Here is a 13,180-nt window from a genome sequence, read left to right on the forward strand (position 1 = left end):
TATACGGCAATCAAAACAAAAAATCAAGTGATTTGTATCATTTTGTGCATAAATTGTATTATTTAATTTATGGTTTGCATTAAAAATACGTGGTAGAATAAAGTCGACGACAAAAGATATCTAAATCAAACGACGGCGCTGTCACTGCCGTTTTTATCGCAGAACTCAAAAGGTGTGATGAACTGAAGCCAAGTATTTATATTTAAGGAGAATTACTATGACTGATAAAAAATACCTGAAATGGTACAACAAAGTCGGTTACGGTTCGGGTGATATCGCAGGAAACGTAGTATATGCGCTGCTTTCATCCTTCGTAATGATTTATCTGACCGACACGGTAGGACTGAATGCGGGAATTGTCGGCACGCTTATTGCAGTTTCAAAAATTTTCGACGGAATAAGCGACATATTCTTTGGCGCGCTCATCGACAAAACCAAAACAAAAATGGGTAAGGCAAGACCTTGGATGCTTTACGGATATTTTGGATGTGCGATTTGCCTTATAGCAATTTTCTGTATACCAACGGATATGGGACAGATTGCGCAGTACGCTTGGTTCTTTATCACATACACTTTACTTAACGCGGGCTTTTATACAGCTAATAACATAGCTTATTCCGCCCTTACCGCCCTTATAACCCGAAATAATCACGAGCGCGTACAGATGGGTTCAATCAGATTTATGTTTGCATTTGGTACAAGTATGCTGATTCAGGTTATCACAGTTGACATTGTGAATAATCTTGGAGGCGGCGCGGACGCTTGGAGAACAGTTGCGATAGTATATGCGATTATCGGTGTGATTTCCAACACAATATCTGTTTTTTCCGTAAAGGAGTTTTCACAAAAAGAAATTGCAAAAGAAGAAACCGAAAAGGAAGAAAAGTACGGTCTTATTGACGCATTCAAGCTTCTTGTGCATAACAAATATTTTCTGATGATATGCGGAGCGTATCTCCTGATGCAGATTTATTCCGCAACTCTTGGAATGGGAATTTACTTTATGAAATATGTACTGGGAGATGAAGAAATTTTCGGCGTTTTCGCTTGGGCAATCAATATTCCTATGATAGCAGGATTATTGCTTACTCCGATTCTTGTAAAGAAACTCGGTGGTATGTATAGGCTGAATATTGTGGGATATATAGTCGGCGTTCTCGGAAGAATGGGCGTTCTGATTGCGGGATATATGGGAAGTATCCCTATTATGCTTGCATTTACGGCTGTCGCGGCGCTTGGTATGAGTCCGCTGCAGGGCGATATGAACGCTCTTATTGCAACAACGTCAGAATATACAAGATTGACAACAGGTAAAAAAGTTGACGGAATAATGTATTCCTGCACATCATTCGGTACAAAAGTTGGCGGCGGTATCGGTACTGCAATCGCAGGCTGGCTTCTTGCCGCAAGCGGATATGTTGAAAATGCCGCAGTGCAGTCAGAATCCTGTTTAAATATGCTGCACGTTATGTATCTTTGGCTTCCAATGATATTCAACATTTTAATCACAATCGTTCTCATCAAGCTGAACGTAGAAAAGACAAACGCTGAAATTAAAGAAAGTATAAACAATTAACAGGAGGAAACACTTATGAAACCCTCACTCGAATGGCTTGCAAATCCCGAAGTTTTTGAAGTAAATCGTATCCCCGCACATTCCGACCATAGCTGCTTTACAAGCGAGGGCAATCTCCGTCAGCGCCTCGACGGCGTTTGGAAATTCGCCTTCACCGAACACCCCGACAGCAGACCTGTCGATTTTTACAAAGCCGATTTTGATACAAGCGGTTTTGACGATATAACAGTTCCGGGACATATTCAGCTTCAAGGATATGACAAGCCCCAATATGTGAACACACAGTATCCTTGGGAAGGTCGGGAAAGCCTTATTCCTCCGCAAATTCCGCAGAAACGCAATCCCGTGGGCAGTTATGTCAGATACTTCGATGTTGACAAGGCGCTTCTCGGCAAGGAAACCTTTATCAGCTTTCAGGGCGTTGAAACTGCAATTTATGTATGGCTTAACAGCGAGTTTGTAGGCTATGCCGAGGACAGCTTCACTCCCTCAGAGTTAAATATCACACCTTACCTCAGAGAAAAAAATAACAAGCTTGCGGTCGAGGTTTACCGTTACAGCACGGCAAGCTGGCTTGAGGACCAGGATTTTTGGAGATTTTCAGGGATTTTCCGTGATGTGTATCTTTATGCGATTCCTGAAATCCACGTCCGTGATATGAAAATAACAGCGGATTTCAATTATAAAAACGGCAGCGGTATCTTCTCAGCAGAGCTCGATATTATCGGCGAATGCGATTACTCCGTAAAACTTACGCTTACAGATATAAACGGAAATAAGGTTTATGAGAGCGATAAAGCCAATGTCAGAGCAACTATTCCGAGCGTGCGGCCTTGGAGTGCGGAAGAACCTAACCTTTACATTCTTACCGCTGAAATTATCGCCGGCGGTAGAATCGTAGAAACAGCGGAAACAAAGGTTGGATTCCGCGCCTTTGAACTGAAAAACGGCTTGATGTACCTTAACGGAAAGCGTATCATCTTCAAGGGTGTAAACCGCCATGAATTCAATGCCAAAACAGGCAGAGCGATTACCGAAGAAGATATGCTTTGGGATATTAAGTTCATCAAGCAGAACAATATGAACGCTGTCCGCACTAGTCATTATCCAAATAACAGTCGTTGGTATCAGCTTTGTGACGAATACGGAATTTACCTCATTGATGAAACAAACCTTGAAAGCCACGGCACTTGGCAGAAGATGGGCGCTTGTGAGCCGTCAATAAACGTTCCCGCGTCTCTCCCCGAATGGAAAGAGGCTTGTCTTGACAGAGCAAAATCAATGTACGAACGTGATAAAAATCACCCGTCCGTTCTGATTTGGTCCTGCGGAAACGAAAGCTACTGCGGTAATGATATTGCGGCAATGGCAGACTATTTCCATAAGGTTGACAGCGCTAGACTTGTGCATTACGAGGGAGTTGTGTGGAATAGAAAATACGACCATATCACAGATATGGAAAGCAGAATGTATGCAAAGCCCGCCGACATTGTCGAGTATCTTGAAAATGCTCCTAAAAAGCCTTATATCAGCTGTGAATATATGCACGCTATGGGCAATTCCCTCGGCGGTATGAAGCTTTACACCGACCTTGAAGATAAATACGAAAGCTATCAGGGCGGCTTTATCTGGGACTATATAGACCAGGCGCTTTATAAAGACGGTGTTCTCGTTTATGGAGGCGACTTCGACGACAGAGCCGGTGATTACGGATTTTGCACAAATGGAATTGTTTACGCTGACCGTACTCCCTCTCCGAAAGTGCAGGAGGTCAAGGCTCTTTACTCAAACGTCAGAATGAGCGTTAAAAACGGCGTTGTTACCATAGAAAACAGGAATCTGTTCATTGATACAAAGGGATATATTTTCAATGTAACGCTTGAAAAAGAGGGCAAAATTCTCGGAAGAGAGGAGCATACCCTGAATATTTCCGCAGGAGAAATCGGCACGTTTGAAATCGGTATGCAAGCGCCCGAAGAGTACGGAGAATACGTCTTTACGGTTTCCGCAGTACTTGCCGAAAATACACTTTGGGCAGAGTCGGGACACGAAATCTCTTTCGCGCAGGAGATTATCCGTAACGCGGAAGAGAAGGAAATCACTAACGCAAAGGCGGAAATTATCTACGGTGATTTTTGTATCGGCGTTCACGGAGAAGGCTTCTCGATGCAGTTTGACAAGCGTGAGGGCGGTATCAGCTCTCTTGTCTATGACGGTGCGGAATATATCACAAGAGCGCCGAAAATCAGCTTTTTCAGAGCAATGACCGATAATGATACTGGAGCGGGATATCCTCAAGATATGGCACAATGGCAGATTGCAGGAAAATGTGCGAGGCTGATTGGCGACAGACTTACAACCGAGGAAAAATCAGACAATCTTGAAATTACATTTGTTTTCGCCGCGCCTACCGTTCCGTCTTTTGAATACAAAATAATCTACAACGCTTATTTTGACGGAAGACTCGGTGTAAAAGCAGAATATCCGGGCGTTCAGGGTATGTCAGATATGCCTGTTTTTGCGATGGATTTCAAGCTGAAAAAGCAATATGATAAATTCACATTCTACGGTATGGGACCTGATGAAAACTACATTGACAGAAATAACGGTGCAAGGCTCGGTGTTTTTACATCAAATGCGCAGGACAATTTTTCAAAGTATCTAAATCCGCAGGAATGTGGTAACAGAACGGGTGTCCGCTATGTAAGCGTTTATGATGAAAACAGCGCCGGGCTTAAATTCAAGGCGGCGGAACAGCCGTTTGAAATGAGCGTTCTCCCATATTCCGCATATGAGCTTGACAATGCAACCCACCGTGAGGAACTGCCTGAGGCAAGCTATACTTGGGTACGCATTGCCGCAAAGCAAATGGGTGTTGGCGGTGACGACTCCTGGGGCGCGCCCGTTCACGAGGAATTTAAGATAAAGGCAGAAAACAAAATAACTCTTGAATTTATAATAAATTCGCTTTGATTTTGAAAGGGGAAAATATTATGAATATCCGTGAATCTTTACAAGAGATTGAAGGCGACGAATTTTTAAAAACATTCAGGAAATTGTACGGAACAGATGAACAGACGCTTGAATATCAGAAACAGCGTTACCTTGACGCGGTAAATAAATTTATCGAATTATACCCTGAAAGAAATAACATAAGTATATTTTCGGCGCCGGGCAGAACGGAGATCGGAGGTAATCACACTGACCATCAGCACGGATGCGTACTTGCGGCGGCGGTAAATCTTGATATTATCGCTGTCGTCGCTTTCCACACAGACGGTATTATCCGTTTCAAGTCAGAGGGCTATGACGTTTTCAGCGTAAATCTTAATGACGTTTCCATAAATTCGGGAAAAGTTGGAACCGAGGCTATTGTAAGCGGTATTGCGGCAAGATTTATGGACAATGGAACAGAAATAGGAGGCTTCGACCTTTATTGTACTTCTGATGTACTTACAGGCAGCGGTATTTCATCATCCGCGGCGTTTGAAACGTTGATTGGTACGATTATTGACGCATATTATAACGGCGGCAGGTCAGGCGCTATAGAGATTGCAAAGATCGGACAGTTTGCAGAGAATGTATATTTCGGCAAGCAAAGCGGACTTATGGATCAGACGGTTTCTTCTGTCGGCGGTCTTGTATCCATTGACTTTATTGACGCGGAAAATCCAATAGTGAAAAGCTTTAATTTTGACTTTGAAGAATACGGCTATTGCCTGTGCATTACAGATACAAAAAGCAGTCACGCAGACCTTACCGACGATTATACCGCAATCCGCAGTGAAATGGAAACTGTTGCAAGGCAGTTCGGTAAGCCTTGTCTCAGACAGGTAAGCGAAGCCGCGTTTTACAACGATATTCCGAGGCTGCGCAAAAGCTGTTCCGACAGAGCGATAGTTCGCGCGGCGCATTTCTTTGAGGAAAATAACCGCGCAAAAGCAGAAGCTGTGGCATTGGAGGAAGGTAACTTTGAATATTTTCTTGAGCTTGTAAGAAAATCGGGACGCTCATCTGCGGCTCTTTTACAAAATCAATATTCTGCGTCAGCGCCCGAAAATCAGGCTATTACGCTTGCAATTCAGATAAGCAGAAAATTTCTCGGCGACAACGGCGCGGTAAGAGTACACGGCGGCGGTTTTGCAGGCACAATTCAGGCGTTTGTACCGTTACATCTCGCAGACGGATACATAGCTGAAATGGACGGAATATTTGGTGAAAAATCCTGCGTGAAAATGAGAATACGTCCTGTAGGCGGTGTAGAAATCTCAAAGGAGGAAAACTGATATGGCAATTTTGGTTTTAGGCGGAGCAGGCTATATAGGCTCCCATACCGCACTTGAACTTGTAAAATCAGGGCGCGACGTCGTTATTGCCGACAGCCTTGTAACAGGCTATAAAAAAGCAATACCTGAAAAGGCACGATTTTATCAGGGCGATATCCGTGATTTTGAGTTTCTCGACAACCTTTTTCAGCAGGAGAAAATTGACGCAGTAATTCACTTTGCCGCTTATTCTCTTGTCGGTGAGAGCGTTGCAAATCCACTGAAATATTACGGCAATAATCTTTACGGCACAAAGATTCTGCTTGAGGCTATGGTGAAGAATAATATTGATAAAATCGTGTTTTCATCAACAGCCGCTACATACGGCGAGCCAGAAAACATACCCGTTCTTGAAAGCGACCGAACTTGTCCCACAAATCCATACGGCGAAACAAAGCTTGCTGTGGAGAAAATGTTTAAGTGGGTAGCCGAGGCTCACGGTTTGAGATATGTTTCTATGCGTTATTTCAATGCTTGCGGCGCTGACGAAAACGGTATAATCGGCGAGGCTCATAATCCCGAAAGCCACCTTATTCCCATTATTCTGCAAGTCCCCAACGGAAAGCGTGAAACAATTTCCATTTACGGCACGGATTACGACACACCCGACGGCACGTGCATTCGTGACTATATCCACGTTACAGATTTGGCGCAGGCTCACATTCTTGCTGTGAAATATCTCTACAACGGCGGTAAAAGCGACATTTTCAATCTTGGCAACGGTGTAGGCTACTCTGTACGCGAGGTGATTGAAACTGCAAGAAAGGTTACTGGGCGCCCTATTCCCGTAACAGAAACTTCTCGCCGTGCAGGCGATCCTGCAAGACTTGTCGCGTCAAGCGAAAAGGCAAAGCGAATACTCGGTTGGAAACCTGTTCACAACTGTCTTGAAGAAATTATTGCAAGCGCTTGGAATTGGCACAAAAAACATCCGAACGGATACGATAAATAATCAGGGGGCATAGGTATGATTTACGATGCTGTGCAGAAGCTAATCGACTACGCTTTGAAAAACGAGCTGATTACCGCCGATGATATTTATGTTATCAGAAATCAGCTTATGGAAGCTTTAAAACTGAATAATTGGGTAGATACAGCCGCCGATTGTAAAGATGAGAGCATTGATGAAATCCTTGAACCTTTGATTGCGTATGCGTGTGAAAACGGTATAATTTCCGATACCGCAAATTCCCGTGACTTGTTTGATACAAAGCTTACGGGTATTCTTACGCCTATGCCGAGAGAGGTTGTAGCGGAATTTGACAGGCGTTATGCGGAAAATCCGAAGCTTGCAACGGATTGGTATTACGATTTCAGCAAGAAACTGAATTATGTCCGTTGGGGACGAATTGAAAAGGATTTAAAATGGCAATACAACTGTGAATACGGAGAGCTTGACATCACTATAAATTGCTCCAAGCCTGAAAAAGATCCCCGCGATATAGCGGCGGCAAAAGCACAGAAATCCACCTCTTATCCGAAATGTCGGCTTTGTCCCGAAAACGCAGGCTTTGCAGGTCACGTCTCTTACCCTGCAAGGCAAAATCTTCGTCCCGTCCCGATAAAAGCAAACGGTGAAGAATGGCAACTACAGTATTCACCTTATGGCTACTACAACGAGCATTGTATCGTGTTTAACACGAAGCATGTTCCGATGAAGATTGACGCTATGGTATTCAAAAAGCTGTTTGATATTGTAGATTATCTTCCTCATTATATTGTCGGTTCAAACGCTGATTTGCCCATAGTCGGCGGTTCGATTTTAAGCCACGAGCATTTTCAGGGCGGTAATTTCACCTTTGCTATGGCAAATGCTTCGATTGAAATAGAGATTTCGTTTGAAAAGTATCCGAGTATCAAGGCAGGTATTGTAAAATGGCCTATGTCGGTAATAAGAGTGAGCTCCGATAATGCAGATGAACTTTCCAATTGCTGTAATGATATTCTTGTTAAATGGAGAGCATATACCGATGAAAGCGTCGGAATTTTTTCTGAAACAGACGGGATTCCGCATAACACTATCACACCAATCGTAAGAAAAAGCGACGATATTTACGAATGTGACCTTGTTCTGCGAAACAACATTACAACAGAAGAACGTCCGCTCGGCGTATTTCACCCTAATCCTTCGCTTCACCATATCAAGAAAGAAAATATAGGTCTGATTGAGGTTATGGGACTTGCGATACTTCCGGCACGTCTTGCAAAGGAGCTTGTAATGCTTGAAAAGGCGATGCTAAGCGGCGAAAATCTTAACGATATTCCCGAACTTGCCAAACACACAGAATGGGCAGAGGCAATACTCGAAAATCACTCAGATTTCTCTGCTGAAAACGCAAGAGAAATCATTGAGCAAGAGGTCGGCAAGGCGTTTCTTGAGGCGCTCATCGACGCTGGCGTATTTAAACGTAATAAACAGGGCAAGGATGCGTTTCTGAGATTTATTAACACCTTATAAAAAACGAGCAGTACCGCAATTTAAGCGATACTGCTCGTTTTACATTTTTCATTAACCGTCGTTTTATTAAGGTATTGCATAAAACGGTAGGCGGTTTCTCTCGACAAGGGAGGTGAGCAAGAGCAAGAGAAATTGTTATTACAGAAATGGGAAAATCCAGTGCCGTTGTTTCATATTCTATTGTCCAATGTTAATATGAGGCGGCGTTTATGCAATGCTTGGAATCTCTATATGAAATACTATTTTTGAATCTTCTATGCCTTTTGCTGTAATCGTACCGCCATGCAGTTCTATAATCTGCTTTGCGATAGCCAAACCAAGACTATATCCGCTTGCGGCGTGAGATTTATCCGCCTGATAAAACTTGTCAAAAATATGCCTTGCCGATTCTTCCGTCAGTGCGTTTCCTTCATTTGAAACAGTGATTATTACCGATTTAATGGTGCGGTGCAGTTTGATTGTTATCGTACCACTAATGGGAGAAAATTTAATGGCGTTGTCAAGCAGATTTATCCACACCTGTTTTAGCATTTCCTCATTGCCGGTTAGATAAATTTCACCGCAGTCAAAATCAAATTCAAGCCGCTTTTCCTGCCATTTTCCGCTTAACATTGCAATAACAAGCCGAATCTGTTCGCTTACATTAAATTGTTTTTTGTCGGTAAGAATAGTCTGCTGCTCAATTTTTGTGAGATTCAAAATATTCGTTGAAAGTTCCGCAAGCCGTTCTGATTCCGTGATAATCGTATCAAGATATTCGTTTCGTTCCTCATCGGTTAAATCGTCACGCTTCAGCATTTTTGCAAACCCGCGGACGGAGACAATCGGCGTTTTGAACTCGTGTGAAAAGTTGTTGACAAAATCTGAGCGCAACATTTCCACGCTTCCAAGCTCCTCCGCCATATGATTAAAGCTTTCTGCAAGCTGTATGAATTCCGCCGGTCCTTTCAGGTTAATTCTGACATTGTAATCGCCATCGGCAATTTTATCCGCCGCCTCACAAACCGTGCGAATCGGTTTCAGAGGCAGCTTGCTGAACAGAAATGCCAGCGTCGTACCAACGCCAATGCTCACTATCGCAAATGTAAAACACGTTATTGTCAGGGGATGCCTGCTGTGCCTGAACAATATCACTATTGTTTGTGTAGTCGATAAGATATTCCGTCAATGCGCTGGTATATCCGACTGCCTCGCCAATCGACGCATTGTCGGCGTCTTTCACGGGACGAATTACACCTGTTATTTTGAGTTTTATGGCATGGTTTACGGAATATTTCTCAGGTATTCAATGCTGAAACCTTTATCGTCGGGCTTTGTTCCGGGTTGATTGGAATAGGTATTACTTTGCTCCTGTTGATTCCGGGCAACGCGGTTATCCACGCCCTGACAGGCTCGACCGGTATCAATGCGGTTCTGCCCGTAGGCAGTGCAATCCTGCTGATTATTCTTAGCGTCATCCTTACGCTAATCGGCGGTCTTATCCCGTCTAAAAAAGCGGCAAAGAAAGACCCCGTTGCAGCGCTGCGGGCAGAATAAACTGAATTAGGACAAATATCAGAAAACCACTTCCCAGGAGTAACAATTTGGGGAAGTGGTTTTATTGTGTAACGAAATTTTGATTGACAGTTTAGAAAAATCAATAGGCTAAAAAAAATTTGGTTTTGCCGACTTTTATTTTTACATATTGACAAAATTCGATAATAAGTGTATAATAGAATCAAGAAAAAATTTCGCCTTATCAAGAGCGGTGGAGGAACAGGTCCTGTGAAGCCCGGCAACCTAATTGTTAAATACCAAAAAAGGTGCTAATTCCTGCGGTTTATCCGAGAGATGAGGATTTTTTATAAAAATCACTGCGTTCGGAGCTCCGGACGCATTTTCTTTTAAAATACAGGTGAATATTTTCTAATTTTTTTGAAAGGAGCGACTGTTAAAACAGTCGAAGGGTTATGGTTAAAAAATTTTTTACATCTGAATCTGTAACAGAAGGACATCCAGATAAAATATGCGATCAGATTTCAGACGCGGTTTTGGACGCGTTGCTTGAACAGGATCCGGATTCCAGAGTGGCATGTGAAACAGTGTGCACAACGGGAATGATTATGTGCATGGGTGAGATAAGCACCAAGGGATATGCTGATATTTCAAAGATAGCAAGACAGGTTGTAGTCGACATTGGTTACGACAGAGCAAAGTTCGGATTTGACGGCTATACCTGCTCTGTAATTACTACTATTGACGAGCAGTCCTGCGATATAGCAATGGGCGTAAACGAGGCGCTTGAGTCTAAAGAAGGCGATATGAACGACGATAATTCTACCGGCGCCGGAGATCAGGGACTGATGTTCGGCTATGCGTGTAATGAAACGCCCGAGCTTATGCCAATGCCTATATCAATGGCTCATAAGCTGGCCCTTAAGCTTACTGAAGTCAGAAAGGACGGCACTTTGAGGTATCTGCGTCCTGACGGCAAAACGCAGGTTACAGTTGAATATGACGGCGATAAGCCTGTAAGAATTGAAACAATTGTTGTTTCGTCACAGCATGCGCCTGAAATTTCTCTTGAGCAGATAAAAAAGGATATAGTAGAATATGTTATAAAGCCTATTGTTCCGAAGGAGCTGCTTGACGATAATACAAAATATTATATTAATCCGACCGGCAGATTCGTAATTGGAGGTCCTCAGGGGGACAGCGGATTGACAGGAAGAAAAATTATTGTTGACACGTATGGCGGATATTCAAGACATGGCGGCGGCGCTTTTTCGGGCAAGGATCCATCAAAGGTTGACAGATCCGCAGCCTATGCGGCAAGATATATTGCAAAGAATATTGTAGCGGCGGGATTAGCGGATAAATGTGAAATTCAGCTTGCCTATGCTATCGGAGTAGCAAGACCGGTTTCAATACTTGTCGATACTTTCGGTACCGGTAAGGCTGACGAGGAAAAGCTATCGGCTGCGGTGGAAAAGGTATTTGATTTAAGACCTTCCGCTATAATAAAAATGCTTGATCTTAAAAAGCCTCAGTATAGAAAGCTTGCCGCTTACGGACATATGGGACGCGAGGATCTTGGCGTTGCATGGGAAAGAACGGACAGAGTTGAAGAAATAAAAAAAGCGCTGCGTGAATTATAATAAAAAAATCCTCCGTTAAATATACGGAGGATTTTTGCATGTTCTGACGCTAAAAAAAGCTTAGCTGGCTCATACCGTAACCGATTTTATAGGCTGAGATAATGTCATTCATTTTATACAGTATTCCATAGCTTCTGCATTCGTTTTCAAATAGTTTCCATAGTCTTTGAACATTTTTGCTTACGCAGATATATGAATTTCCATATGACTTTAAATATTTTTCTTTTAAATTATCTTCGGGAAAAATTTGTTTTAGTTTATTAAAATAATATTCCCGTTGATTTTGCCTTAAAGTAACGCCGAATGACGGATAAATAAATTTTCCTCCGCATTCTGCCGTTTCCCTGACTATTTCGTGAATATTTTCTTCAGCGTCCTCTATAAACGGTAGAACGGGCATCATTACAACTCCTGAAAAAATTCCGTTTTCGTTTAACTGGCTTATCGTTTCAAAGCGTTCTGAGGACGGCGAGACATTGGGTTCAAGTTTTTTACAAAGTATATCGTCAGCGGTCGTTACCGTAAGCTTGCAGATAACAGGAGAATGCTCGGCAATACTCTTTAAAATATCTATATCCCGAGTTATAAGGGAGCTTTTTGTTATTACAGAAACACCGAAGTTAAAAGCGTCTATGAGCTCAAGACTGTGTCTTGTGAGCATAAGCTCCTTCTCAAAGGGATTATAGGGATCGCTCATTGCGCCTGTTCCGATAACTCCTGAACGAACCTTTCTCTTCAATTCGTTCCTTAGAATAATAAGAGCGTCCTTTTTGGCTTTAACCATATCAAAATCGGATATATGGTAGCAGTCGCTCCTGCTGTCGCAGTAAACGCACCCGTGACAGCAGCCGCGGTAAATATTCATGTTATAATCGGTTCCAAACCATTCTGAGCTTTTACACTTTGAAAGAATTGTTTTAGCTGGAATGTATTCCATTTTCAGAATCCAAGATTTTCAGCTACAAGAATAACCTTAATTCTTCCTTTGTGTCTTTGCTTTGCGGATATAAGAAAATTGCAGCATATTCTTTCGTCTGACGAGCAGCCCGACGTTATATCTTGAGATTCTTTTGTAAATGCTGCGCATTCTCCTGATTTACTGCAATATGTGTCGCATTGAAGTCTTACGGTATTTGCAGGAGCGGCTGTCTTTTTGACGCGATTTGAGGCTTCTTCAATATTTCTTACGATTTTATTGTATCCGGCTATAATAATAACAGATTTCGGACCGTAGGCTATCGCAGCGACTCTATTGCTGTTTCCGTCTACATTATAAAGCTCTCCGTTTTCTGTAATAGCGTTAGAACTGCAAAGATAAACATCGGCGGAAAAAGATTTCCTAAATATTTCAGCCGTCTTATCAGGCGCAACGGAATTTCTGTCAAGATATATATAATCCGGAGATTTTATTATATCTGTAATTCCGCATTGATTAAGAGTGACCGATCCTCCGCTTGCTATAACGTCTCCTTTTTTAAGAAGAGATCTGACTATATCCGCGGCTTCTTCTTTGGTTTTTACCGTATATGCGGTCATATTGTTATTTTCAAGAGCATTCTTGGTTTTTTCCATTCTTAGTCTTATTATTTCATTAACTGCGTTTTCCATTTTATATCCTCCGTTTTTCTATTATTTTGTAAAGGGGACGTTCCAGGAACGTCCCCTCTGATTAATTTAGCATTTG

The 13,180-nt window shown here is 42.5% G+C and carries 9 protein-coding genes, 1 pseudogene and 1 riboswitch; of the genes and pseudogenes, 7 read left to right on the plus strand and 3 right to left on the minus strand.

The annotated features are described in order from the left end of the window. The first annotated feature begins 217 nt into the window (after positions 1-217). From ACYQ0N_RS01980 to ACYQ0N_RS02000, 5 genes are read left to right on the plus strand one after another with little or no spacing between them, the layout of a single operon-like run. A complete protein-coding gene (locus ACYQ0N_RS01980; RefSeq protein WP_177532589.1) occupies positions 218-1,576 on the plus strand; it encodes an MFS transporter in 1,359 nt (452 codons plus the stop codon). A gap of 15 nt (positions 1,577-1,591) precedes the next feature. Further along, positions 1,592-4,549: a beta-galactosidase, LacZ type gene (gene lacZ, locus ACYQ0N_RS01985; RefSeq protein ID WP_460161707.1), complete on the plus strand. Its 2,958-nt coding sequence runs from the start codon at positions 1,592-1,594 to the stop codon at positions 4,547-4,549. A 20-nt stretch (positions 4,550-4,569) separates the two neighbouring features. After that, positions 4,570-5,862 (plus strand): galactokinase, encoded by a 1,293-nt coding sequence (locus ACYQ0N_RS01990; protein WP_460161708.1) that lies wholly within the window; start codon positions 4,570-4,572, stop codon positions 5,860-5,862. A 1-nt stretch (position 5,863) separates the two neighbouring features. Continuing rightward, positions 5,864-6,853 (plus strand): UDP-glucose 4-epimerase GalE, encoded by a 990-nt coding sequence (gene galE / locus ACYQ0N_RS01995; RefSeq protein ID WP_177532586.1) that lies wholly within the window; start codon positions 5,864-5,866, stop codon positions 6,851-6,853. A gap of 15 nt (positions 6,854-6,868) precedes the next feature. After that, on the plus strand, positions 6,869-8,359 hold the full coding sequence (locus ACYQ0N_RS02000; protein WP_177532585.1) for a UDP-glucose--hexose-1-phosphate uridylyltransferase: 1,491 nt from the start codon (positions 6,869-6,871) through the stop codon (positions 8,357-8,359). A gap of 207 nt (positions 8,360-8,566) precedes the next feature. On the opposite strand, the gene ACYQ0N_RS02005 is transcribed toward ACYQ0N_RS02000, so the two are convergent. Next, positions 8,567-9,433: a HAMP domain-containing sensor histidine kinase gene (locus tag ACYQ0N_RS02005; RefSeq protein ID WP_460161709.1), complete on the minus strand. Its 867-nt coding sequence runs from the start codon at positions 9,431-9,433 to the stop codon at positions 8,567-8,569. Between the two features lie 192 nt (positions 9,434-9,625). On the opposite strand from ACYQ0N_RS02005, the pseudogene ACYQ0N_RS02010 reads away from it, so the two are divergent. Together ACYQ0N_RS02010 and metK are read left to right on the plus strand one after the other, a co-directional pair. Next, positions 9,626-9,895 (plus strand): annotated as a pseudogene (locus ACYQ0N_RS02010) (ABC transporter permease); the annotation flags it as partial. A 196-nt stretch (positions 9,896-10,091) separates the two neighbouring features. Continuing rightward, positions 10,092-10,196: riboswitch (SAM riboswitch) on the plus strand. A gap of 112 nt (positions 10,197-10,308) precedes the next feature. After that, positions 10,309-11,496, plus strand: a complete 1,188-nt coding sequence (metK, locus tag ACYQ0N_RS02015; protein WP_460161710.1) for a methionine adenosyltransferase — start codon at positions 10,309-10,311, stop codon at positions 11,494-11,496. A gap of 49 nt (positions 11,497-11,545) precedes the next feature. On the opposite strand, the gene ACYQ0N_RS02020 is transcribed toward metK, so the two are convergent. Both ACYQ0N_RS02020 and ACYQ0N_RS02025 read right to left on the minus strand, forming a co-directional pair. Then, positions 11,546-12,439: an SPL family radical SAM protein gene (locus tag ACYQ0N_RS02020; RefSeq protein ID WP_460162161.1), complete on the minus strand. Its 894-nt coding sequence runs from the start codon at positions 12,437-12,439 to the stop codon at positions 11,546-11,548. After that, positions 12,436-13,104 (minus strand): lactate utilization protein, encoded by a 669-nt coding sequence (locus tag ACYQ0N_RS02025; RefSeq protein ID WP_177532582.1) that lies wholly within the window; start codon positions 13,102-13,104, stop codon positions 12,436-12,438. The genes ACYQ0N_RS02020 and ACYQ0N_RS02025 overlap by 4 nt, the downstream gene beginning before the upstream one ends. Positions 13,105-13,180: the final 76 nt, after the last annotated feature.

Source organism: Ruminococcus sporogenes, from assembly GCF_054655175.1.

Excerpts from the sequence above, each read along its gene's own strand:
- ACYQ0N_RS01980 (WP_177532589.1), top strand. The coding sequence starts at position 218 with ATGACTGATAAAAAATACCTGAAATGGTACAACAAAGTCGGTTACGGT.
- lacZ (WP_460161707.1), top strand. The coding sequence starts at position 1,592 with ATGAAACCCTCACTCGAATGGCTTGCAAATCCCGAAGTTTTTGAAGTA.
- ACYQ0N_RS01990 (WP_460161708.1), top strand. The coding sequence starts at position 4,570 with ATGAATATCCGTGAATCTTTACAAGAGATTGAAGGCGACGAATTTTTA.
- galE (WP_177532586.1), top strand. The coding sequence starts at position 5,864 with ATGGCAATTTTGGTTTTAGGCGGAGCAGGCTATATAGGCTCCCATACC.
- ACYQ0N_RS02000 (WP_177532585.1), top strand. The coding sequence starts at position 6,869 with ATGATTTACGATGCTGTGCAGAAGCTAATCGACTACGCTTTGAAAAAC.
- metK (WP_460161710.1), top strand. The coding sequence starts at position 10,309 with ATGGTTAAAAAATTTTTTACATCTGAATCTGTAACAGAAGGACATCCA.
- ACYQ0N_RS02025 (WP_177532582.1), bottom strand. The coding sequence starts at position 13,104 with ATGGAAAACGCAGTTAATGAAATAATAAGACTAAGAATGGAAAAAACC.